Below are 23,346 nucleotides of genomic sequence, written 5' to 3'. Positions count from 1 at the left end.
AATTGGTTATTATGAGAACAGATCAACTACTAAAGAAAACAATGCCCGTAAGAAACTGGGCAGAAAAATATACACAAATCCGAAACCAGTCCATTGAAATCTGCAGACCTCTTGAAATAGAAGACTATGTTGTTCAGCCTATTGTTGATGTGAGTCCGCCCAAGTGGCATTTGGGTCATACAACCTGGTTTTTTGAAACCTTTATCCTGAAACCTAATTTTCCGGGTTATGAGGTTTTTGATTCGCAATATAATTTCGTTTTCAACAGCTATTATGAAACGGTAGGCGCACGCGTTATCCGTACAGACCGAGGTAATCTCAGCCGCCCATCCGTTTCAGATGTTTATCGGTACCGTGATTATGTTGATGAAAAAATGATCGAATTCCTACAAGGCGATTATTTAACAGAATCTTTGCAGTCATTATTGGAATTAGGGCTAAACCACGAACAGCAGCACCAGGAATTATTACTTACAGATATTAAATATATTTTAGGCCACAATCCCTTATTCCCTGCTTATAAGAACGACCTAATCTCTCCAAGTATAAAAATTAATACAAGTGAATTCATTAGTTTTTCAGAAGGTGTCTATGAAATTGGCTTCCAGGGAGAAGGTTTTTGTTTTGATAACGAACTGGGAAGGCATAAAGTTTATCTTAATGATTTTGAAATGGCCAGCCAGCTGGTTACCAACCGGGAGTATTTGGAATTTATCGAAGCAAATGGCTATCAAGATTTCCGTTACTGGCATGCTGAAGGTTGGGATTGGGTCAAACAGAATGAAACAAAATCCCCATTATATTGGCATTTTATCGATGGGAAATGGATGAATTACACTTTAAACGGGTTGCAGGAAATTAATCTTGATGAGCCTCTTTGTCATATCAATTTCTTTGAAGCGTCTGCTTTCGCATCCTGGAAAGAAATGCGTCTGCCAACCGAAGCAGAATGGGAGGTGGCAAGTGACCATTTTGACTGGGGAAAACGCTGGGAATGGACAAATAGTGCCTATTTACCATATCCGGGATTTAAAAAAGAAGCTGGCGCAGTGGGCGAATACAATGGAAAATTTATGGTGAACCAAACTGTTTTGCGCGGTGCTTCTGTGGCGACACCGATTGGGCACAGCAGAAATACCTACCGTAATTTTTTTTCGACCCATTTACAGTGGCAATTTACAGGGATTCGTTTGGCTAAGTAGTGTTAGATGATTACAGTAGAATCGGTTTCTAAATTATTTGAAGGAATACCCGCAGTCGATGATATTTCTTTTCAGGCTAATGACAAGGAGATATTGGTGATGTTAGGAACGAGCGGCTGTGGGAAAACCACCACGCTGAAGATGCTTAACCGCCTTATCGATGCTGATGCCGGAATCATTCACATCAATGGAAAAAATATCCGTGAGCAGAAAGTGGAAGACTTACGAATGGGTATGGGTTTTGTCATGCAACATTCCGGTCTGTTTCCCCATTATACCATTCAGAAAAATATTGCTGTAGTTCCTGATTTATTAAAATGGGATAAAAAAAAGACGGCAACCAGAACCGAAGAACTACTTCACAAACTACATCTAACACTAGATATTCTCGATAAATTTCCCAATGAGCTGAGTGGAGGCCAGCAACAAAGAGTGGGGATTGCCAGAGCTTTGATCGCCAATCCGCCAATTCTGCTGATGGATGAACCGTTTGGAGCATTGGATAATATCACAAAAGCCGATATTCATGAAGAGTTTAAATCGTTAGAAGAACTAAAAAATAAGACCATTGTTTTGGTCACCCACGATGTTCAGGAAGCTTTTGAACTGGGACACAGGATATGTCTGATGAACCAGGGAAAAATTATTCAGACAGGAACACCTAAAGAAATGCTGTACCAAGCTAAAAACGATTTCGTGACAAATTTCTTTTCAGAAAACCGGTTGCTTCTCGAGTATAAAACAACACTCTACAGCGATTTAAAATCTTTAACCAATTTCAATAATGACACAAACTTCCAGTTCTCAGATGATACAGATGTATGGACCATCCTGCAGAAGCTAAGTTCAGATCATTCTCTGAATGAAGATTACGAAACGCTTGTAAGAGCATTTAACCAGTACAGAAAACTCCAGATGCTATGACACAACAAAGTCTTTGGCAGTTTATCTCGGATCAGCATGACAAATTACTGATCCAAATCACACAGCATCTGGGACTGACCTTTTTATCTTTGCTATTAGCCATTGCCATCGGCGTGCCTGTGGGAATTCTAATTGCAAAAAAAAGAAATCTGGCCAGTCCGGTATTAGGATTTGCCGGAATACTTCAGACCATTCCAAGCATTGCTTTATTAGGCTTTATGATCCCAGCCTTCGGAATTGGTGCCGCGCCAGCCATTGTGGCTTTACTGATTTATGCCCTGTTACCAATTATAAGAAATACCTATACAGGAATTACCGAAGTCAATCCAACAGTTATAGAAGCGGCTAAAGCCATGGGAATGAACCGGAAACAAATGCTTTTAAAAGTAGAACTTCCGTTGGCAATGCCTGTGATTATAGCAGGCATCAGGACGGCAGCGGTGATCAATGTCGGCGTGGCAACTTTAGCTTCCTTTGTTGCGGCAGGAGGTCTGGGTGAATTTATTTTTGGCGGCATTTCCCTGAACAATACCAATATGATTTTGGCAGGTGCCATACCTGCCGCTTTACTGGCTATTATTTTAGACCAGACAATTGCGCTGTTGCAAAAAGCAGGTTACCGCTATCTGAAGAGATTAAAATATTGGATTCCTGTTATTGTACTTATTTTTGCCGTCATTTATTATAGCAGCTCAAATTCAGACAATCACTTAAAAGCAGGTTTCACACCAGAGTTTATGGGCAGGCAGGACGGCACCTTGGGACTGCGATCTGTGTACCATCTCGATTTCAATCCCGCAGTTGTGAGTGATGCGATAATGTACAAGGCAATCTACGAAAAAGAACTCGATCTGATCAGCGGCTATTCAACGGACGGAAGAATCAAAGCCTTTAATCTCTATGTCCTGAAAGATGACAAAACCATTTTTCCACCATATTTTGCAGCGCCGATCATTAAAACAAAAACCTTACAGAAATTTCCGGAACTCAAAGAAACTTTGAATATGTTAAGCGGAAAATTGAATGATTCCATTATGACAGATCTAAATTATAAGTCGGATTACCTCCATCAGACACCTGAAAAAATTGCCAGAGATTTCCTTATAAAAAATAATCTGTATAAAATACCACAAAAAGGCAACTCTGGAACATTAAGAATTGGCTCCAAGATTTTCGGTGAGCAATACATCCTCGTGGAAATGTACAAAATGCTTATCGAAGGCTACACCAATAACAAAGTCGAGACAAAGACAGGGCTGGGAGGCACTAAAATCTGCTTCGATGCCTTGATGAACGATGCCATTGATTTTTACCCTGAATACACCGGAACTGGACTTTTAGTTCTTCTCAAACCATCGGAATCTATTTTAAAACATGTCACGCAAAGTCCTGAAAAGACATACGATTATGTCCAGTCGGAATTTAAAAAGCAATATGGCATGGAATGGCTCCAACCCATTGGCTTCAATAATGCCTATGCTCTGATGATGAGGAGAAAGCAGGCCGAGCAACTGAAGATTAAAACCATATCCGATTTAAAGAACTATCTTGATTCACACTAATAGACTTTAAAATGAAATACAATTTCGATGAGATTATAGAAAGAAGAGGGACTAACTCTATTAAATGGGACGCTGCGGATAGAGGTGTTTTGCCAATGTGGGTTGCTGATATGGATTTTAAAACTGCCCCTGAAATCACAGAAGCCCTTTCAACAAAGATAGCACAAGGTATTTTTGGTTACAGCAGTATACCCGCGGAGTTTTATGATGCTGTTATTAATTGGTGGAAATCAGTTCACCGGTATCCCATCAAAAAAAATCATATACTGCCAGGTCCTGGAATGATCCCCACATTATCAGCTATTTTAAGAACATTTATCAAATCCGGAGACACTATCATTATCCAGCCTCCTGTTTACAACCATTTTTATCATTTTATAAAAAACTGCGGATTCGGGATGTCAGAGAATAATCTGGTCTACAAAGAAGGTCATTACCAAATTGATTTCGATGACCTAGAACTCATAGCATCAGATCCTAAAAGCAAGCTGTTACTTTTGTGCAATCCTCACAATCCTGTAGGAAGAGTCTGGAAAAGAAGTGAACTGGAACGCATCGCTGAAATCTGCTCCAGACATCAGGTGATGGTCATTTCAGATGAGATGCATGCCGATATTGTATATGAAGGGCATCAGCATATACCGTTCATATCGGTTGCTGAACGATATAATCTGAAGGCAGTGACTTGCGGCTCACCATGTAAAACTTTTAACCTGGCAGGTTTGCCTATTTCGTATGTCATTTCTAAGAATGAAGACATTTTAAGTAAAATCCAAAGAACATTCGAAATTCAGGAGACTGGTTATCCCAATCCTATTGCCGTAACAGCATTAATTGCTGCCTATAAAAACGGAGCTGGGTGGATGGAAGCACTGAAAGACTATTTATATCAGAATCTCCAATATCTGAAAAACTACATCGATAACAATGTGCCTGATATTAAAGTCATTCCCTTAGAAGCTACTTATCTCGTATGGCTGGACTGTCATTCCTTAAATACAAGTTCTGAAGTATTGTACAAAATCTTGCTTGAGGAAGAAAAACTTTGGGTTAATCCCGGTACAATGTACGGCGAAGCAGGTGAAGGTTTTCTACGGATCAATATCGGATGCCCAAGAGAAATACTGTCAGATGGATTAAACAGACTAAAAAATGCAGTCAGTAAGATTAAAAACGCATATTGATATGCTATTATGCTGACTTTAATTATCTAGTTTGAAATGACCATCTGGATATTGATGTATGTCATCGTTAATCAATCATTTCCAAAATTTTGTCAAGAGATGATTTTTTTTGATTTATAATGATGAGCTGGCTTTTATCGTTTAAAAAGAACTTCTGGACAAATTCTTGGTCTGAAGGATACTTCCATTTTTCCAGCTCTGTGAACTTGGATTTTATCAAACTGAGTTTCTGTTCACTGTCCTTTGATATAATAACAACCTTAGTAAGCGGTGTTTTTTTCATATTATCAATACTGGCAGAAGATATCTCTGATTCATTTTCCTCCATAGAGCGAAAACGGAACTTTCGGCGTATTGTTTTGAAATCATTTTTGTTTTCAGACATGATGTATCTGTAAGTCATTAGGTTTTGAGATTCATTGATCCAGCTGGGAAAGTTACTTTCATACAGGTCAATGTACTGATTGACAAAATGCTTGTCGATGGACTTTTTCTCTTCAATATATTGCTTGACCAAAGGATAAATCTTCCTTGCCATCTGATCGATATACTTATGGTTATACCAGTCATTAATATCTGGTTTACTGTTTAGATTTTCGTACACATAGCCATTTCCTAAAGCTGTTGCCAGAACTTCATTCATCAGCAGGTAAGCGTAATTACTGGACTTTGAAGGATTTTTTTTAAAGGTTTCGTCAATTTGAACTTTAAACGCCATTGTTTGCTCGTTGTAAATGATATGGTAGGTCTCGTGCATCATAACACTGAATAGATCCTTGTAATCATTTAAGTTGGTTTGAATAGCACTGACGAAGTTGTTGTAAAATGCCTGTGCTGTAAAATAATCAGATTCGGGGAAAGGATAAAATGCAATCTCGAAGGGGATTGATGGGTCCCAACTAGAATGATAAAATAATAAGCCTTTCTCAAAATAATCTTCCAACTGACTGTTTTTGGCGTAATCTTTAATTTCGGCTAATTGTTTTTCAAATTTTTCTTTGTGAGGTTGATAAATAAGCTCATTGTATACTGGGGTGAAGGCCTTAATGTATGCGGTAAGATCTATTAATACACTGTTTGGTAGGATACCTGTTGATCGAAGTTTGAAGTCTTCAAGACTATTGCATGCAATAAGGTTCTTTTTTAAAATGTCCCTTGTTTGCATAGGGGTCTTTGATGCGTAAGGAAACTCTTCAAACTGATAGCTGTAATCAATGGCCAGATTATCAAATTTTGTGATTAGACTTTTGTAACTGTCATTGTTGTATTGTGATTTTTTAAATTCAGATTTGAAAATATTTTCAGGATAATTCTCAGAAAGATTTTGCATAAATATAAATACAGCTAATGGTTCGGAATATTTGATATTGAAATTAATTTTCTGTCCCCACATCAGTATGTTTAAAAATATAAATATTATAATAAAATGTTTTTTCTTCATAGGGTAAATTATTCAATGGTTTTCGAAATCACATCTGCCATTCTCTCTACTTTAGAGATTAATGCTTGATCTGCTTTGTCGTAATACATTTCAATTTTAACAATGCCCTGACTAATGCTCACATTGATTCCCTTTTGTTTCCAAAGAGCCACATGAATATTGTCGTCGTTCGGCGCACCTAGATTTTTAATAATGATAGTCTTTGCAGTATTTGTTTTTGCAGCGTCGAAATATAAAGTGTAGAAGTACCTTTCATTACTTTTGTCTACTGCGATTGATGTTTTTGACGAAGAGGTCTGTGAAACAGATGAAGTCTGTCCCGATAGCGATAAAGCAAGCATTGAAAGGACTAGCATCGTAACATTCTTTTTCATTATCAGGATGTTTGATTTTATTGTACAAAATTCAACAATTCAGATAGCAATTTAGGTTAATGAACGGTTAATGAACTGTTAATGCAGCACTTTTTCCTGATTTAACTTACAATCATTACACATAAGTGTTCGTATTTGATGTGACGAAACCTGTACATTCTTTATGTTTTTCTGTATCCCGAAGAAAGAGCCTTGAAAGCTTGCTATTTCCTACTGTATGGTCAACCTTCCTGTATTTGCTTCTAAATACAGACAATTTCAAATTATATACTTGGTTGTCTTATAAACAATTACTTTTTGTAAAATAATTCCTGTTACGGCATTTCTACTGCAAGAAGTCGAAATTTTGCAATATTCCGAATAATGATAAAATTAGAGCTTAATTATTGCTTTATATTCATATGAAAACTTGTTATTTGCATTTTTACATCTCTTTTATACCAAATATGGTTTAATATGTACCGATATTTAATTATTCTTACATTCTTAGTTGTGTCTGCCTCTGGATTTTCGCAAAATAATAAAGATATGTCAATTAGTGATCAGGTTAGTAAGCTATATGTACTAAACCTTAAAGATGCTGATGAAATCTTTGAAAGAGGACAAAAAATCTTGCGGATTGCCAGGAGTAAAAAAGAACGTGTATTCGGATATTTCATGCTGGCGGATGCTCTGTACAAAAAAGAGAGGTACAGCGAATCTTTGCGCTATTACAAAAAAACGGATTCAATACAAGCAGAATTAGGCGACAAGCCCCGATTTATCAATCATTTTTTCATTACCGATATCTATCTGAAAGTTGGGTTATTAGTCAAAGCGAAAGAAAGCTTGAAGGAGGTATTGCTGCATACCGACAAAATAGATGAGCCACTTGTTAAGGATCTTATCGTTCAGCAGCAGGCTGTATTTCTTGAAGAAATTTACGATTACTGCGGAGCAATCCCGATGCGGGAAAACAATGTTCTGTTCTCAGAGAAACTCTATATCGAAAAACCTATAGAACTAATCAATAAGAACGTACTTATATACGCCTACAACATGTTGATTTTCGATTATCTGAAATGCGGAAGGGATAAGGAGGCCAAACACTATTCAAATAAGCTCGATCAGATTGTGGACAACACTCTGCCGGATAAGTTAGATTTAGATTATCTATATTATCTTAATAAAGCTATTTTTTACATTGAAAACCATCAGATAAAACAATCAAAATTATGGTTTGACAAAGCGCTAAAAGCTGCAGAGGAGTCAAAACAAAATTATATGATTAAAATATCATTGGAAGAGCGTATAAATTATAATATCGATAGCGGAGCTTCCAGGAAAGTTTATATTAAAAAATTAAATCAGCTTAAAAACAATGCGAGAATTGAAGCTAATAAAATTATCAGTTCCGAAGAAAAATCTAAAAATGATTTAATAAAGAGCCGCTATAATCCGCTTCTAATCGTGAGTATCATTTTAATATTAGTTGCGGCTGGCGTTTTAATATTTCTATTTTCCAAAGAGCGCAATTACGCGAAGATGATAAACAAAATTGATGCGGAGGATCAGGCTGGAAATGTTAACCTAACGGAAGAGCGTCAAGATAAGCAGCGTTTTATTTCCGGTGATTCCGGCTCTCCTAATTCTGAGATGGCAATCCATTATAAAAGTGAGCAACTTACAATTCCTCAAAAACTATTGTCTAAGGAAAAAGAAGAAGAGTTACTATCCAAACTTATGGAGTTTGAAGAAGGGACTGAGTTTACTGAGAAAAACTTCACCATCTCTACAATGGTCATGTTGTTCGAAACCAATCCAAAATATATCAATTACCTTTTGCAGCAGCATCGCGGTAAACTGTTCAGCGATTATATCAACACGCTCAGGATCCGATACTTGTGTCAAATACTTGAAAGCAAACCAGAATATAGGAATTACAAAATAAGTTACCTGTCCGATCTGGCCGGTTATTCTTCCCACAGCAGATTTGCATCAATCTTTAAAAAAGAGATGGGCGTTTCGCCTTCGGAGTTTATCAGCAAGCTTTCAGATGTAAAATATTAATTTAAAAACATCGGAACGCTGTCTAAATTCGGAATAGTGAAAGACAAACATTAGTTTCTAAGGATCATCACGGCCTATTTTTGCTCCCTAACTTCATAAGCATGAAAAAAACTATTGCATTAATTTTATTTTCAAATTTTACACTGGCGCAGGTTGGTATTAACACACAATTGCCTCAGGCCACATTTGATGTAGCCGCATCAGCGACAGATATCACTAAAACAGATGGGATTATAGCTCCCAGAATAACAGGCAATCAGCTGAGGGCTAAAAATGCAAGATATGCAGCAGCTCAAGATGGCGTGATTATTTATGTCACAGAAAAAGATGATCTGCCGTCCGGAAAAACAGCTAATGTAACTTCCGTTGGTTATTACTATTTTGACAGAACCCGAAATGCAGGCAATGGGCAATGGGTCAGATTAGCTGATACATCATCAATTCCGGCCAACACTAATATATATACAAATAACGGATCGCTTAACGGAACACGTCTGGTTAATCAGGACGGTTTCAGCCTGGCTTTCCAAAATGCCAATGACATCAATGCTTTTTCGGTGAGAAGTGCAGAGCTTCGTAATTCCTCGATACTGGCCGTAGACGGATTGACCAGCAGAGTCGGCATCGGAACACCAGATCCATCTGTAAAACTGCATATCAACAGCGGTGCCGATCCTGGGTTCCGACTGGTAGACGGAACACAAGCTGCAGGAAGAGTTCTTACTTCCAACGGATCAGGAGTGGGGACCTGGCAAACATTACCTGCCTTCGATGCGACAGACGATGCTTTTGTCAATGACGCAGCCAACAATATCGTGAAATTAGGTACGAGATCAAACGGCACTACAGCAAGAGCTGCCGGGACTGAATTCGTGATTACGGATAATGGCAGACTGGGTATCGGTACAGATGCGCCTGATAACAACATCCACGTTACAGGGGGCGTCACCATTGGACAAAAAAATGCTATTCAAGCCCGTTTTTCAGACAGCCGCCTGCAATTTAATAATGCTGCCGGTGCTCAGATCGGAAATATTTCGATCAATGAGGGGACTGACTTTTCAGTGATGAATATCAACAGTCTGAATAGCACGATTGTTCATACACGACTGAATTTAAATAAAGGAAATGTATCCATTGGTGCTCTTTCGGACGCTTTTCCAACGGAAAAACTAATGGTGGAAGGTGCTGTAAAAATTGGAAGCGGCGGCTACTCAGGGATTACGGAAGGCGCTTCTACACCGGTGCCTGCCGGCGGTCATGGAACCCTGGTTTACTCCAGCGGCTCGTTTTGGGGCTACACAACAACAGGCTGGAAAAAATTGCACAACTAAGCGGCTCATTTCGAAATATACTCATTGAGGTCTTACCATATTCAACTATCAATGATGTAAAAATATTTAGCAATAATAATTCATTTAAATTTACAATCATCGATCAGTTATTGGTATATAAATATTTTTCTTTAGTAAGAATGGAGTAATCTAAGGCTTTAACATTTTTGAAGACTAAAATAAATAATTAATTATATAATGTGTTACGGCCTGAAGTTGATCGAAAACGATTTACTTATATTTGCCTTGCAAAGCAAATATCAAAATGTTCAATAAAGTATTAACTGTATTTATTCTTGGCCTTTGTTCAATTTTTTGTTCAGCTCAACAGCTACGCTCCGCAAAGTCTTCTGAGATATACCGCGAACTCAAAACCCTTAAACAGCTTCCTAAAGTTTTATACCTTGCGGCTCATCCCGATGATGAAAATACAGGATTACTTTCCTGGTTAATCCACGACCAAAATGTAGAAACAGGCTATTTGTCTCTAACAAGAGGTGACGGAGGTCAGAACTTATTAGGCAGCGAATACGGCGCTGCATTAGGTCTGATCAGAACCCACGAATTGTTGGAAGCAAGAAAGTTAGACGGAGCCCGGCAGTTTTTTACACGTGCCATTGACTTTGGATTTTCTAAAAATACAACCGATACTTTTAAACAGTGGGATTTAGACAGCATTACGGCTGATGTTGTCTGGGTAATCCGTAAATTCCGTCCGGATGTTATCATTTGTCGTTTTCCGCCTACTGCTGCGGCAGGTCACGGTCAACACGCAGCTTCGGCTGTCATTGCAGAAAAAGCATTTAAGTTGGCAGGCGATAAAAATGCTTTCCCTGATCAATTAAAATATGTGAATGTATGGCAACCAAAACGAGTATTGTGGAACACTTTCAGATTTGGCAACAATAATACAACTGCAGAAAATCAACTGAAAGTTACTGTTGGACAATATGATGCTCACCTTGGAATGGGTTATGGTGAACTGGCAGGATTAAGCCGAAGTTTACATAAAAGCCAGGGTGCAGGAACACAGTCTGTAGCTGGGATCAAAACGGAGTATTTTTCCCACGTTGCCGGAGAGCCTGCAAAATCAACACTTTTTGATGGAATCAATAAAACGTGGACAAAAGAAGGAAATCCTGATATTGATGTGTCATTAGATAAAATCATTGCAGATTTCAATTTCAATCATCCTGATCTCAGTTTGCCTGCGTTACTTGCTTTGCGAAAAAAAGTTTTGGCTCTAAAAGATTCAGATTTAAAAAAGGATAAAATTAAATCACTTGACAATATCATTTTAAGCTGTGCCGGATTTATGGGCGAGGTGGTAACTAATCAAGCGGAAGCAGTTGCTGGTGATAATTATAATTTTAGATTAAATTTAATTTCGAGAGCTGAAAATCCTGTTGTTTTAGATAATGTAAAATGGTTAAATCAGTCAGAAAACTTGAACAGAAAACTATCAAAAGATTCTTTAATTACCATTCAGCACGATATTCAGATTCCTGTAGATGCAGCGCTTACAGAACCATATTGGCTGGCAAAACCAGCTGTAAACGCAGCCACTTTTTCTGTTCCCAATGATACCTTAATCGGTTTACCCGAGGCAGAATCACCACTAAATGTTTTGCTTGATTTAAAAATCGGCTCGGAAAAACTTCAGGTTAAACTTCCTTTATCGTTCAAGAAATTAGATCCGGTGCGTGGCGATGTGGTTGAGGCTTTGCGAATCGTTCCTGCATTGGAGCTGAAATTTACACAGCCACTTTATTTAGTCAAAGAAAATGAAGATTTACATTTGAGTTTAAATTTTAAGGTTAATTCAAATAGACAGTTTAAAAATGGAAAAGTAAATTTGTTGTATAACGGAGAACGGTTAGGCGGTGGTGATTTAAAATCAATCAATGAAAAAGATGTTACCGTCGATTATGTTATTCCAAAAACCCAACTTGCTTCAATAAAATCAAATCAGTTGCAATTGGATGCCAATTTTGTTGCAGATGGAGTGACTTATAATAAAAAACAGGTACTAATTCAATATCCTCATTTGCCTTCCTTACAATATTTTACACCTGCCACTGTAGCTGTAATGAAAGGTGATATTCAAGTTAAGGTTAAAAAAGTCGGTTACATACAAGGAGCTGGTGATTTCATTCCTGAGTTTTTACGTATTGCAGGAATTCAGGTTGATGTTTTGAAGGACGAAGATTTTTATGGTAACCTAGATGAATCTGGCGGAAGTCAAAATAAACTTTCACAATATGATGCGATCGTTCTTGGAGTTCGTGCAAATAACACAGAGAAAAAGCTTGGGCGCTGGATGCCTTTTTTATGGTCTTATGTAAAGAGCGGAGGGAATTTGGTGATGCAATACAACACCAATCAGGATACAACGGTTGACCAATTGGGAATGTACAATTTTACGATTGCCAACAAGCGTGTTACCGAAGAAAATGCTGAGGTTAAATTTTTAAATCCCGATCATAAATTACTGAACTATCCAAACAAAATTACTGCGGATGATTTCAAAGGCTGGGTACAGGAGCGTGGCGCTTATTTCCCCGTTCAATGGGATGCAGCCTATGAACCGCTTTTTGAAATGCACGATACAGGAGAAGAGTCTCTGCAGGGATCAACTTTATATGCGAAATACGGGAAGGGTAATTTTATTTACACACCGTTGGCATTTTTCAGACAGTTACCTGCGGGAAATGTTGGTGCGGCACGATTATTTTTAAACTTTTTATCTGCACAGAAAAACTGATGAATAGGCAACTTAAAAATTGGAATATCTGGTACCTTCTTTTAGTATTTGCATTAGTAGCTCAGATTGTATTTTATTATTGGTTTACTAAATTCTGGGCATGAGTACAGTAGATTGGACAGTTCTTATTGTTACATTGGTTGCAGTGGTCGTTTACGGCGTCTTCATTGGTCGCGGACAACAAAGCAATGAATCCTACCTGAAAGCAGACAACAAAATGCCATGGTACATCGTTTTAGTTGGGATTATGGCGACGCAGGCGAGTGCGATTACCTTTCTTTCAGCACCAGGACAAGCCTATACAGACGGGATGCGATTCGTTCAATATTACTTTGGTTTGCCTTTGGCGATGATTGTGATCTGTATTACGTTTATCCCGATTTTTCAACGGTTGAATGTTTATACGGCTTATGAATATTTGGAAAACCGTTTTGATAAAAAAACGAGGGTATTGACTTCACTGCTTTTTCTTTTTTCCAGAGGCTTATCAACGGGAATCAGTATTTATGCGCCGAGTATTATTTTATCGAGCGTTTTAAATTGGAATATTTATTTAACGAATGTTTTAACAGGTGGAATTCTGTTGATCTACACCTATGTTGGAGGAGCAAAAGCAATCGCTCACACTCAAAAATTACAGTTCCTTATTATTTTAGGAACAATGGCTTTTGCAGGGTATCTGTTGATTGAAAATATGCCGAATGGAATCGGTTTTAGAGATGCACTTTATTTGGCAGGGAAATCCGGAAAGCTCAATGTCATCACCACAGAATTTGATTGGAAAGATAAATATAATATCTGGAGCGGAATAATTGGCGGTTTTTTCTTAGCATTATCTTATTTCGGTACAGACCAGAGCCAGGTTGGCAGGTATATTACGGCAAAAGACAACACCAACGCCAAAATGGGTCTGCTGTTGAATGGATTGGTTAAAATTCCGATGCAGTTCGCAATTCTTTTAATTGGTGCTTTGCTTTTTTCATTCTTTTCTTTAAAACCGGCTCCGATTTATTTTAATGAAATATCTTATCAAAATTTAAAGGACTCAAAACCTGAACAGGCTGCGGTTTTTGAAAAAGAGCATCAGGATTTACAGGTGAAGTTTAATGCAGAGTCGAAAGAAATTTTAAAGCTGAAAGAAACTCACTCTCCAGAACTTAATAAAACAATTCAGAATTTTAAAAATACACAAACCGAGGTAAAAGCACTTCACGGAAGGGTAGAAGAAGCTATTAATCAATCCAATCTTAATGCAGAAAAAACAGATACGAATTATATTTTCCTGTATTTCGTAAAAAATACCTTGCCTTCAGGGATGATCGGTTTATTGTTTGCCGTCATTTTTCTGGCGAGTTGGGGTTCTATTTCAGCAGCTTTAAACTCCCTTGCTGCTTGTTCTTTGAAAGATGTCCATTTGATATTTAAAAAAGAAATTCCAGATGACAAGACCGAATTGAAGTATAGCCGCCTTCACACTTTAGCGTGGGGGATTTTCTCAATTGGTGTCGCGATGTTTGCCACTCAAATGGGTTCGCTTATTGAAGCAGTGAATGTATTGGGGTCACTTTTCTACGGTCCGATATTGGGCATCTTCCTTGTTGCATTTTACTATAAAAAAATCACAGGTCCGAATGTATTTATGGCAGCCATTCTGTCAGAAATAATGGTGATTGCCGTTTATCAGTTCGACATCGTTTCATTCCTTTGGCTTAATGTCATCGGGGCAGCAGGAGTCATTATATTTTCTGCAATCGGGTTAGTGTTTTATAAACCGAAAGCTGTAAATTCGTAAATGAAAATAACAAAAATTTATACAAAATATTATGAAAACAATGATTAAATCTGCTACTATGGTTTTGGCTGCAATGACGATTTCAGTGAATGCTTTTGCTCAGGAAGCTAAAAAACCTGCCAGCCCTCCAGCAACTGCGACAGGAAAAATTAAAGATGCCAATATTACTATAGCTTATAACAGCCCTTCTGTTAAGGACCGTAAAATCTGGGGAGATTTAGTTCCTTATGATAAAGTGTGGCGTGCAGGTGCCAATGAAGCTACTACTTTCGAAACGGATAAAGACATTACCGTTCAGGGTAAAAAACTTCTTAAAGGTAAATACAGCTTTTTCCTGATTCCTAAAGAAAGCGGAACCTGGACTGCGGTTTTTAACAAAGAATCAAAACAGTGGGGTGCTTATAAATACCAGGAAGGGCAGGATGCTTTACGGGTTGATGTGAAAACAAAGGCTTTACCGGCAAAACAGGAAACATTGGTTTATAAAGTAAACGGTAATGGATTCACAATGGATTGGGATAAAACCTCCGTTCCTGTAGAAATCAAATAAATCTAAACAGAAGAAATTGAAGTCCTGCTATGCAGGATTTTTTTTCATATAATTTAAAGGCTGCTACTATTACTTAAATTATTAACAACAAAACTTTTTCAGGTTTTTAAATTAAAGAATTACTTCTGTCAGAATATTCAGTTTCGATTTATTCTATTCAAGAGTAAAAGTATCAATACCAAATACTAAAGCTACTGAAAGACAAATAAAGTCAAGCAGAGCCTTTGAAGCTCAGGAACCAGCACAGGCAAAAACTTATTCAACAAAACAACCAAGAGATTAGAGTTCTCATTCAGCAATTCAAAAGCCCAATCTAACATTATTTCACGAAGTCCACCCAAAGAAAAGGAGGTAAAATGTAAATTCTGAACAGAGTCAGAATTAAATGTCTAGTCAAATGATTATCTTTTTTTTCGTTCACTAGGAGTATGCGGTTTTAATTTAGTACCATCTTTCCTTGTATAATAAAACGAAAAGTTAAGGTTATCTTCTAATAATGCTGATTACTCAAACGAGTTACGAAACTCTAAAGGCGACAACCCTGTCCTTACCCTAAACATTTTACTAAAAGACTGTGGGTGTTCAAACCCTAATTCATAAGCAATCTCTGCCACAGTCAATACAGTATTGGTTAATCGTTCTTTCGCTTTTTCGATGATTTTGTTTCGTATATACTGCTGGGCATTCTGACCAATGAGTGAGCGCAACAGATCGCTCAAATATCCGGATGAGATTTTAAGCTGATCCGCCACATATTGCACAGATGGCAGACCATACTTTAGTGATAGCTGATCATTAAGATAATCCTCAAGGATACTTTCAGTTCGCTGCAGTATATCGTTATTAACCACTTTCCTTGTGATAAACTGCCTTTTATAAAACCTGTTGACGTAGCTCAGCAATAATTCCAACTGAGCAATAACCACTTCCTGGCTGAACTCATCGACACGGCTGTTCAGTTCCTGCTTCATAATGCTGTAAACCGACTGGATGATAGCCCTTTCACTTTCTGATAAATGGAGTGCCTCATTGGAAGCATAAGAAAAATAGCCGTATTGCTTTATTTTTCGTGCGATAGGATGACCCAGCAGGAAATCAGGATGAATCAATAAAATATAGCAATAGGTCTCGCTGTTATAATCGGTACTCCCCACCAGCTGGTCAGGTGCCAGAAACAACATACTGCCTTCATCATAATCATAATAGTTCCTGCCATATTTGAGTCTTCCCTTATTTTTTGTAATAAAAGTAATCTTATAAAAACTCAGGACATCGTAGATTGGTGCCATTGCCGTATTAAAAGGATTATCCTTATTAAAATGGACTAGACTGATAAGTGGATGCTGCGGTGCGGGCAGACCAAAAGCCTGGTGGCTTTCAGATATCGAGATGAAGCGGATCAGTTTGTCTTCTTTGGGTTTCATACTATAAATGTATAAAAAACCTATGACCAAAGATCATAGGTTGTATATTAAAAACTACCAGGGAAGAATATTATCTTTCCCACTGAAATTGGCAGGGCCTGTAAAACTCCCGGTCGGAAGGTCTTCCGCCAACGCTACCCGGATTGGTTCCTTCGAACCTTCCTCTACAGAGTCCGTTCCCTGGAAATTATTGAGCGCCGTAGCTGTAAATCCCGGGCTTACCAGATGCACCTTGATGCCGGTGTTCTCCAAGTCGATAGCAAGGGAAAGAAAAATTCCGTTAAGTGCCGTTTTAGAAGCGCCATATACAGCATCAAAATTAGAACGGTAAGGATTTTCCGGATTGGCATTGGTCGTCAGCGACCCCAAGGCGCTTGAAACCGTCACGATCCTTGCATTATCTGTTTGATGTAACAGGGGTAAAAAGGCCTGTGTTAACGCTAATGTTCCGAACACATTCGTATCCCAAACCGTTTTAAGCTCATCAATCGTTGCTATACTGGCACGCTGCGCACCCATAATCTCCTCCAAAGTACGTCCCGGATTGCCGGCGTGAGAGATCGCTGCATTATTTACCAATAAAGTCAGGTATCCATGTTCTTTTTCAATACTTTTCACTGTTGCGTTGATAGAATCTGAATCTGTAATATCCAGCTGGATTGCTTTTGCCGATCCGCCCAGTTCTTCAAGAGCTGCTACACCCTTTGCAAGATCACGGGAGCCTAAATAAACTGTATAGCCATTCTCCACAAGCGCTTTAGCAATTTGAAATCCTACACCTGTATTGGCACCCGATACAAGGGCTACTTTATTTTCATTGTTCTGCATAATCTTAATGTTTTAAAATTGATGAAGCAAAGTTGCCAATTAAAATTACAACGGATGTATCCCAATCAAGACTAGTTGAAGCCTAATCAAAGATTCCAAAATGCAGTTTTGATTATTGTTGGACGTCAGGAAGGCTGCTGCTTATTTTTTCAGAGAAAAACCACAAAAAGAAAAAATATATGATTTGTTTATGGTAGAAAAGACAAACTGAAACGGAATAAATGGAAACCCCATTAATAGAGGAGACCGTTTATGCCTTAGGCTTTTGCGGGGCAGATTGTAGCACTGTCACCATTAGCCTAGCTTTCTTTTTATCGGACTTTTAATTAAAATATTAGTAACTCATAATGTCTTGATAATGCTTATCAATCTGTAACTGCAAATAATCCTGTGCTAATAGTATTCCTCTGTAGTTGTAAAAGATATATGAATTTACTAATCATAAATTTTTATTTTAATATTATCTGCATAGTAATTAAATTATTTGGCAAATATTTTTCTTAAAAAAGGATATATTTGTTATAAATAAACAAGCCGACATAAAAGCGATAAATTTAAATACGGTGGTACTATGGCAAAAAGAATTTTGATTTTTGATGATGATGAAGCGATTCTTGATGTGTTGCAACTCGTGCTTTCGGGTGCGGGCTATGATATTGTGGTATCCAATACATCCAATCAGGTTATCAAGGATGTTACCACCTTTCTCCCAGATCTTATTCTAATGGACCATCATATTCCCACTATAGGCGGATTGGAAGCTGTAAAATTATTGAGAGAACACGATCGATTCAGGAATATTCCGATTTTGTATGTCAGCGCAAGCAATGAAATCAAAAAGTACAAGGAGGATTCTGGTGCAGATGATTATATTAAGAAACCATTTGATATTGAGTATCTGGAGGAAAAAATTGCCCGATATTTTGCCTAAGAATTCGAAACTCACGATATAATTTTTGAACATGATTAATTTTTTTTCTGCTTTAGGCACCGATGCATTGTTCGAGATCCTTAAGCAATCGAATGATGCTACCGCTATTTATACAGGTGAGGAAATCAATATACAGTTTGCTAACGATGCTATGCTGGAAATCTGGGGTAAAGATGAATCTATTCGCGGAAAAAGGTTTGAAGATGCTCTACCTGAAATGGAAGGGCAGCCATTTACACAGCTTCTCAAAAATGTATGGCGTACAGGCGAAGTGTACGAAGCGCACAACACAGCTGCCACTTTAGAAATCAATGGCAAAATGATTACCTCCTTCTTTGATTTTACTTATAAGCCTATTAAAAATAAAGAGGGTGAAGTGTACTGCATACTACATACGGCCACCAATGTTACAGAGAGACAGAAAGCCTGGGAACTCGTTCAGGATCGAGAAGATCAATTGAGGGTTGCCAGTGAAGGTCTCAATTCCTTAAATGAAGAGTTGCGATCCAGCAATGAGGATTTAGCAACCATTAACAAAGAATATGTTGCAACGAACAAACAGCTTGACAATGCTAACCGGCAGATTTATTTTCTTAATGATCAGTTGAAGCAGGAAAACTTTCATCTGTTACTTGATAAAAAAATACAAGAAAATGATATTTCCGATCTTAGCCTGAAAAACAAAAGTCTAAGAAGTAGAAATAATGAACTTCAGGATCTGAACGAGACCATTCTAAAACTAAATGAAAAACTCACGACCAGTGAGATGAGTTTTCGGGATCTGATTATGCAGGCTCCTGTAGCGATGATGCTGGTAAAGGGTGATGATTATATTGTCACAATGATTAACGTAACGATGCTGGAGCTAATTGGCAAGGATGTATCTATTGTTGGTAAACCGCTTTTCGAAGAACTTCCAGAACTTAAAGGCCAGAGAGCTGCGAATATGCTGGTTGATACCTATGAAAAAGGCTTAAGACATTCGGATGAAGCTAATCCCGTAACCCTTAATAGAAATGGTCAGCTTGAACAATGTTACTTTAACTTCAGTTATACACCTTATGTTGAGAACGGTGTCGTTACAGGTGTGATAGATATGGCGCTTGAAGTCACAACACAGATTGTAGCTAATCAAAAGCTGGAGAATACCATTAGGGAAAAGATTAAATTGGAGGAAAGTCTCCGTAACAGCGAACAGCGCTTAAGAGCAATACTGGAAACCATGGCAGAAGGTGTTGGCGTAACTGATGCGACCGGACAGATGGTTTATGCTAATCCTATGGCTCAGCAGATATTGGGGCTTAAGGAAAGTGAGATCAAAAAACGAACTTACTATGACGCTCTATGGCAGAATCTTCGTATTGACGGCACGCCATTACCTCCGGAAGAGCATCCTATGGCTATTATGATGACTACAAAAAAGCCGGTATTTGATTATGAAATTGCTGTTCAGCCGCCTGACAGGGATAAATTCTATCTTTCTATTAATGCGGCGCCAATGTTTGACAGTGCAGGTAATTTGATAGGTGGCATTGGAACTTTTATGGATGTTACAGCGAGGCGATTGGCCTCACAGGGAAAAGACGATTTTATCAGCATTGCCAGCCACGAGCTGAAGACACCGGTTACTGCTCTGAAAGCTTCTTTGCAGCTACTTCAAAGAGCTACGACTTCACTATCTGCAGATACCAGAGCAAGACTTCTTGAGCAGTCCGTTAAAAGTCTTGATAAGCTTACAAAGCTGATTGATGGTTTATTGGATACCAGCAGAATGGATCATGGCCAACTGAAGCTTAATAAGCAGTCATTTATTATTTCAGAGCTTTTTGAAGACTGTTGTTCAAACTTCGCTCAGAATACAGATCAAAAAATCACTTTTGAAGGCGATGTGGATCAGGAGGTGATTGCAGATCATCAGCAAATCGGTCAGGTCATGGTTAATTTTATCAATAATGCCATCAAATATGCTTCAGAATCCGATATATTGATCAAAGCTGAGGTATTGCATAAAAAAGAAGTGAAGTTTAGTGTAAGAGATCAGGGACCCGGTATCCCGGAAGATAAAATAGGACATCTCTTTGAACGGTATTACAGAACCAATTACCAAGGACAGAAATTCTCCGGCCTGGGTTTAGGTTTATATATTTGTGCTGACATCATTAAAAATCACGGCGGCAGAATAGGTGTAGAAAGCGAAGTAGGAAAGGGAACAACGTTTTGGTTTATTCTTCCATTATAAACCCATTGATAATAATTAAATAATTTAAACTTTGTAAAGCACCTTGTGGTGTTATTATTGATAGACAGCCTTTATGAAAAAAATCTATGTGGTTGAAGATGACCAGGGAATCAGGGAAGTACTTGAAGTATTTCTTGGTCTTGAAAACTTTGAAGTGCAGTCCTTTGCCTCAGTTTCAGAATTTAAAAAACGAGATACTGCTTCTCATCCGGATCTGTATCTTTTTGATGTACGGTTGCCTGACGGATCAGGAACCGACTTATGCCAGCATGTTAAATCTATCCGCGGCAGCAAAAGTATTCCTGTCATTATGATGAGTGCCCACGCATCCGTACAGGATATTTCTCTCCGCTGTTCTCCCGATGATATTATACCCAAGCCTTTTGATATCGTCGTCCTTCTTGAGAGAATCCGTGCTGTGCTGAAGACCTAATTACAGCTTTTGATTATCATTTGATAGACTCTAAAGTAATATTCGGTTTTTTCGTACTGTCTTATGAATTACAAAAATAGTCTCTTGGGGAGTATGGTTTAGATATTGTAATGCTTCGTTAACATTATTAAATAAACCAGGACAACACATGATTGTAAAACCTTCTCAATTTGGAGTGAATGCCGATGAACTTTCAGTCCGGTCATTAATCTATTTTATCATTGAGCTTGATAAACTGCTAAAGTATATAGGCAGGAGGCTTTTATCCTCCGGAGAAACAATTGCAATAGCAGAAAGCGTCACTTCTGGATTTCTGCAATTTTCATTTTCCCAGATGAAAGATGCTTCCCATTTTTACAAGGGTGGAATGACCGCTTATACACTTGAAGAAAAAGTTAATTTGTTAAATGTCAATCAGGAGCAAGCTTTAAATTGTGATAGTGTTTCAGCGGGTATTGCTGAGACAATGGCATTGAACGTTTCCAGATTATACAATTCAGATTGGTCCATTGCGGTAACTGGTTATGCATCACCGGTTGAAGAATCTAACGGAAAACTATATTGTTATTTTGCGATCAGTTACAGAGGAGAGAAGATCCTGTCTGAAAAATTGGATTTGCATTCCAGAACTAAATCGGTTAATGCGCAGTTATACTATTCAGAATTTATATTAGGCTGTTTTAAGATTGAATTGGACAAACAGCAGGAAAGTAGGGCGTCATAGCTACATTGAAGGAATTACGTGATTGACATGAGAAGTGATAATTTTGAAATCACAATTCCATACAGATTTAAATCCAATATTGTACAGTACGAATCAAGTAATGAGACTATAGCAATTTATAATTCTTGTTCAGCAACCAACTTTGTAATTTCTTCAACCAAAATTTTAACCTGCAAGGGTCTCTTTTTTTCATCAACGTCCAGTCTGTTATAAAAACCAGTTTTAACAATGACTAGATCTTTCTCAGGAACTACTATTATAAATTGACCAAGAAAACCATAAAAAAATCTGTATTTCATCTGGCTTTCATCATCTAACCATAGTGTATATCCAAACGCATCATTATGTTTTGTAGGTGCCAGCATTTCATCATAGAAATCTTTAGTGATAAGTTGCTGATCTTTCCATTGACCTTTCTGCAATACAAGTTGTCCAATTTTCGCAAAATCACGTGGTGTTGCATGAATGCAACAAAAAGCTTTTTCCATTCCCTTATTATCAACACTCCACTTGGCTGGATATTCCATTTCTAAAGGTTTCCACAACTTAAGCGAAAGATATTGAGCGAGAGATTTTCCAACAGCTCTTTTTAGTACAATTCCCAAGACCTGAGCCGCTACACTTTGGTACTCATACTGTTGTCCCGGCATTTGTTTAAATTTCACATTAAGTGCCTGCTCTGTCAGATCTTCAACAAAATACTGCTTGGAATTTTCAGCGAAAGGATGATTATACTCTTCCATCCAATCATAACCAGCCTGCATAGTCATCAGGTTGGAAATTACTAGATGTTTTCCATAACGGTCACTTTTATATTCGGGAATAAAATCAGATACCAATTGTTTCTCTGATTTAATGTAACCATCTTTGATGGCGCAACCAACCAACAGAGACAAGATTCCTTTAGCCATAGAAAAAGAGTTCATCAGAGATGATTGTTGATGGTCTTTCCAGTATTGCTCGAAAATCAGTTGCTTATCTTTGATAATCAGCAGAGAAGAAGCCCTTGTCTTTCTCAGTTCTTTCGTTAAAGTGTCTGGTAATAAGAAAGAATTATAAAGTCGATGTGTCTGCCAAGGTTTTGATGCAGCATTAGAAACGAGATGGGAAGGGAATTTCTCTTCATCATCGCTAGATGGCGTAATGGGGCCAGGTGCGATGTTTTTGCCAATAGCTTTAAAAATATAATGATATCCTGACAGGTAAATTACAGTTGCTACAGCGCCTGCTGTTGCAAAAAATGCTGCTAAAGTTTTTTTCAAAGTCGCATAATTTAAGTTTAATAATTTCCTTTTAAAAATTATACCAATTGATAAGATAGTATTAAAGAAACTTATATTTTTTTTAATGCAGATGCTTTATGAACCGCTTTTTTGCCTGTCTTTTCACTCATTACTTGTATTGTGGATTATCCTCTGAAGCTCTTCTTTGCCTGTTCATAAAAACAAAGTCCTTGGTGTGAATATTAATAATAATTCCATTTGTATCTCCATTTCGGAATTTCCATTTTACCGCGTCACCCTTTTTTAACATAAGTCTTTTTTTTACCAGCTGTTTCTATTTGAAAATAATATTAGATTGTATTTTTTGT

Annotated in this window: 19 protein-coding genes and 1 pseudogene; 14 read left to right on the top strand and 6 right to left on the bottom strand. The window is 37.8% G+C overall.

Annotated elements, in window-relative coordinates:
* Window positions 1–11: 11 nt before the first annotated feature.
* From egtB to KI430_RS05200, 4 genes are read left to right on the top strand one after another with little or no spacing between them, the layout of a single operon-like run.
* Window positions 12–1,202 carry an ergothioneine biosynthesis protein EgtB gene (gene egtB, locus KI430_RS05215; protein WP_410744666.1) on the top strand — a complete coding sequence of 397 codons (1,191 nt, stop codon included), beginning with the start codon at window positions 12–14 and terminating at the stop codon, window positions 1,200–1,202.
* 6 nt (window positions 1,203–1,208) lie between these two features.
* Complete coding sequence (locus tag KI430_RS05210; RefSeq protein ID WP_248877208.1) at window positions 1,209–2,126, top strand: ABC transporter ATP-binding protein; 918 nt, start codon at window positions 1,209–1,211, stop codon at window positions 2,124–2,126.
* Window positions 2,123–3,688 (top strand): ABC transporter permease/substrate-binding protein, encoded by a 1,566-nt coding sequence (locus tag KI430_RS05205; RefSeq protein WP_248877207.1) that lies wholly within the window; start codon window positions 2,123–2,125, stop codon window positions 3,686–3,688. Before KI430_RS05210 ends, KI430_RS05205 begins: the two co-directional genes overlap by 4 nt.
* A gap of 11 nt (window positions 3,689–3,699) precedes the next feature.
* On the top strand, window positions 3,700–4,872 hold the full coding sequence (locus tag KI430_RS05200) for a MalY/PatB family protein (RefSeq protein ID WP_248877206.1): 1,173 nt from the start codon (window positions 3,700–3,702) through the stop codon (window positions 4,870–4,872).
* Between the two features lie 67 nt (window positions 4,873–4,939).
* Here the strand turns inward: KI430_RS05200 and KI430_RS05195 are convergent, their stop codons facing one another.
* Window positions 4,940–6,313 carry a hypothetical protein gene (locus KI430_RS05195; protein WP_248877205.1) on the bottom strand — a complete coding sequence of 458 codons (1,374 nt, stop codon included), beginning with the start codon at window positions 6,311–6,313 and terminating at the stop codon, window positions 4,940–4,942.
* An 8-nt stretch (window positions 6,314–6,321) separates the two neighbouring features.
* The gene (locus KI430_RS05190) at window positions 6,322–6,687 is read right to left on the bottom strand and encodes a hypothetical protein (RefSeq protein WP_248877204.1); all 366 of its coding nucleotides are present in this window, start codon (window positions 6,685–6,687) and stop codon (window positions 6,322–6,324) included.
* A 456-nt stretch (window positions 6,688–7,143) separates the two neighbouring features.
* On the opposite strand from KI430_RS05190, the gene KI430_RS05185 reads away from it, so the two are divergent.
* The 5 genes from KI430_RS05185 (at window position 7,144) to KI430_RS05165 (ending at window position 15,176) form a co-directional block, all read left to right on the top strand.
* Window positions 7,144–8,736 carry a helix-turn-helix domain-containing protein gene (locus KI430_RS05185; protein WP_248877203.1) on the top strand — a complete coding sequence of 531 codons (1,593 nt, stop codon included), beginning with the start codon at window positions 7,144–7,146 and terminating at the stop codon, window positions 8,734–8,736.
* 170 nt (window positions 8,737–8,906) lie between these two features.
* Complete coding sequence (locus KI430_RS05180; RefSeq protein WP_248877202.1) at window positions 8,907–10,070, top strand: hypothetical protein; 1,164 nt, start codon at window positions 8,907–8,909, stop codon at window positions 10,068–10,070.
* A 265-nt stretch (window positions 10,071–10,335) separates the two neighbouring features.
* Window positions 10,336–12,834 carry a PIG-L family deacetylase gene (locus KI430_RS05175; protein WP_248877201.1) on the top strand — a complete coding sequence of 833 codons (2,499 nt, stop codon included), beginning with the start codon at window positions 10,336–10,338 and terminating at the stop codon, window positions 12,832–12,834.
* A 100-nt stretch (window positions 12,835–12,934) separates the two neighbouring features.
* The gene (locus KI430_RS05170) at window positions 12,935–14,626 is read left to right on the top strand and encodes a sodium:solute symporter (RefSeq protein ID WP_248877200.1); all 1,692 of its coding nucleotides are present in this window, start codon (window positions 12,935–12,937) and stop codon (window positions 14,624–14,626) included.
* A 31-nt stretch (window positions 14,627–14,657) separates the two neighbouring features.
* Window positions 14,658–15,176, top strand: a complete 519-nt coding sequence (locus KI430_RS05165) for a DUF2911 domain-containing protein (RefSeq protein ID WP_248877199.1) — start codon at window positions 14,658–14,660, stop codon at window positions 15,174–15,176.
* Window positions 15,177–15,679: 503 nt separating this feature from the next.
* Here KI430_RS05165 and KI430_RS05160 read toward each other — a convergent pair.
* Both KI430_RS05160 and KI430_RS05155 read right to left on the bottom strand, forming a co-directional pair.
* Complete coding sequence (locus KI430_RS05160) at window positions 15,680–16,600, bottom strand: helix-turn-helix domain-containing protein (RefSeq protein WP_248877198.1); 921 nt, start codon at window positions 16,598–16,600, stop codon at window positions 15,680–15,682.
* A gap of 54 nt (window positions 16,601–16,654) precedes the next feature.
* On the bottom strand, window positions 16,655–17,428 hold the full coding sequence (locus KI430_RS05155; RefSeq protein ID WP_248877197.1) for an SDR family NAD(P)-dependent oxidoreductase: 774 nt from the start codon (window positions 17,426–17,428) through the stop codon (window positions 16,655–16,657).
* A gap of 571 nt (window positions 17,429–17,999) precedes the next feature.
* On the opposite strand from KI430_RS05155, the gene KI430_RS05150 reads away from it, so the two are divergent.
* From KI430_RS05150 to KI430_RS05135, 5 genes and pseudogenes are all read left to right on the top strand, one after another.
* On the top strand, window positions 18,000–18,359 hold the full coding sequence (locus tag KI430_RS05150) for a PleD family two-component system response regulator (protein ID WP_248877196.1): 360 nt from the start codon (window positions 18,000–18,002) through the stop codon (window positions 18,357–18,359).
* 31 nt (window positions 18,360–18,390) lie between these two features.
* Window positions 18,391–18,720: pseudogene (locus KI430_RS18105) on the top strand (PAS domain-containing protein); the annotation flags it as partial.
* A gap of 15 nt (window positions 18,721–18,735) precedes the next feature.
* Window positions 18,736–20,598: an ATP-binding protein gene (locus KI430_RS05145; protein WP_248877195.1), complete on the top strand. Its 1,863-nt coding sequence runs from the start codon at window positions 18,736–18,738 to the stop codon at window positions 20,596–20,598.
* A gap of 73 nt (window positions 20,599–20,671) precedes the next feature.
* Window positions 20,672–21,031: a response regulator transcription factor gene (locus tag KI430_RS05140; protein WP_074235143.1), complete on the top strand. Its 360-nt coding sequence runs from the start codon at window positions 20,672–20,674 to the stop codon at window positions 21,029–21,031.
* Between the two features lie 148 nt (window positions 21,032–21,179).
* Window positions 21,180–21,755, top strand: a complete 576-nt coding sequence (locus tag KI430_RS05135) for a CinA family protein (RefSeq protein ID WP_248877194.1) — start codon at window positions 21,180–21,182, stop codon at window positions 21,753–21,755.
* Window positions 21,756–21,871: 116 nt separating this feature from the next.
* Here the strand turns inward: KI430_RS05135 and KI430_RS05130 are convergent, their stop codons facing one another.
* Complete coding sequence (locus KI430_RS05130; protein ID WP_248877193.1) at window positions 21,872–23,017, bottom strand: serine hydrolase domain-containing protein; 1,146 nt, start codon at window positions 23,015–23,017, stop codon at window positions 21,872–21,874.
* Between the two features lie 130 nt (window positions 23,018–23,147).
* Window positions 23,148–23,288, bottom strand: coding sequence for a DUF2945 domain-containing protein (locus tag KI430_RS05125; RefSeq protein ID WP_248877192.1), 141 nt, complete (start codon window positions 23,286–23,288; stop codon window positions 23,148–23,150).
* Window positions 23,289–23,346: the final 58 nt, after the last annotated feature.

The organism is Epilithonimonas zeae (genome assembly GCF_023278365.1).
Taxonomy (GTDB): domain Bacteria; phylum Bacteroidota; class Bacteroidia; order Flavobacteriales; family Weeksellaceae; genus Epilithonimonas; species Epilithonimonas zeae_A.
This window is presented reverse-complemented; position numbering and strand designations above follow the sequence as displayed.